The organism is Pantoea sp. alder81, assembly GCF_020179835.1.
Classification (GTDB): Bacteria; Pseudomonadota; Gammaproteobacteria; order Enterobacterales; family Enterobacteriaceae; genus Pantoea.
In genome coordinates this window covers 1-1,310 of the sequence record NZ_JAIUDA010000030.1, presented here as the reverse complement: position 1 = coordinate 1,310, position 1,310 = coordinate 1, and the positions used below count along the sequence as shown (strand labels likewise).

Annotated in this window: 1 protein-coding gene; it reads left to right on the top strand. The window is 51.2% G+C overall.

Annotated elements, in window-relative coordinates:
* Positions 1–54 precede the first annotated feature (54 nt).
* A protein-coding gene (locus tag LBW88_RS26440; RefSeq protein WP_224935655.1) for an IS3 family transposase occupies positions 55–1,274 on the top strand; the annotation gives its coding sequence in 2 pieces (ribosomal slippage) (positions 55–402 and positions 405–1,274; 1,218 coding nt in all).
* Positions 1,275–1,310: the final 36 nt, after the last annotated feature.

Genomic DNA, 1,310 nt, shown 5'->3' with positions numbered 1-1,310 from the left:
TGACCCGTCCTGAATAGCATTGACACTTTTTCTCAGTTTTCTGAGGAGAATGTGATGAGTCAGTACGTTAAACGCACCCAGCGTGATTATCCTCTATCCTTTAAATTAGCGGTCGTGGAGCAGATTGAAAAAGGCGAAATGACTTATATCCAGGCACAGGACCGATACGGTATTCAGGGCGCTTCTACCGTTCTGAAATGGCTGCGCAAATACGGGCAGCTCGACTGGCGGACTTCTGCCCGAACCTTCCTTCATTCCGGGGGCAGCATGACACAATCCCATCCCCTGACGCCCGAGCAGCGAATTAAAGAACTGGAGCAGCAACTGGCTGAAGCCGAACTGAAAGCTGACTTTTTCGAGTCGGTAGTCAGAGTGCTGAACACTGAGTTCGGAGTAACGCTGACAAAAAAGCAGTTAACTACCTTATCACGCAAAAACAAACGAAGCGCCTGACCGTTACGCAGGTCTGCCGCTTTATGGGCTTCAGCCGTCAGGCGTGGTATCAGGGATGCGAGCGGGAAAGACGTAAAACAGAACAGGATGCGATTATTCTTGCCCGCGTTCAGGATATCCGCCTTCATATGCCGCGGCTGGGCACGCGAAAGCTACATCACATCCTCAGTGCGGAATCTGAACCGCAACTTCATATCGGACGTGACAGTCTGTTTAGCCTCCTACGTCAGGCACGTATGCTGGTCGTGCCGCGACGGGCATACCACAAAACCACGAACAGTCATCACCGGTTTTACAGGCATCCTAACCGGCTGAAACCGGGAGCAGGAAAGGTGATGGCGCTGAAACCGGAACAGGTCTGGGTGGCAGACATCACTTATCTGCCAACGCAGGCAGGAATGGTGTATGTAAGTCTGGTCACGGATGCCTGTTCACGGAAGATAGTCGGGTATAACGTTCATGAAAGCCTTCATACCGTGCACGTTGTAAAAGCACTGAAGAATGCGCTGAGAAAACGAAAGACAGCGACTCCGCTCATCCATCACTCAGACCGGGGACTACAGTACTGTTCAGGCATGTACCAGGCCGTTCATGAAAAGCATGGGCTGGAATGCTCAATGACAGATGGATATGACTGTTACCAGAACGCGCTTGCGGAACGTGTGAACGGCATCCTGAAGACGGAGTTCCTTCTGAGCCGGCCTGCAGATCTGAAGCAGGCAAAAAAAATGGTGGGTGAATCAGTACGGTACTACAACAGGGAACGTCCACACCTGTCACTAAAATACAAAACCCCCGATGCAGTGCATCGGGGGTTTTAACCTGAAAAGGTGTCAACCTATACCAGGACTAGTCAT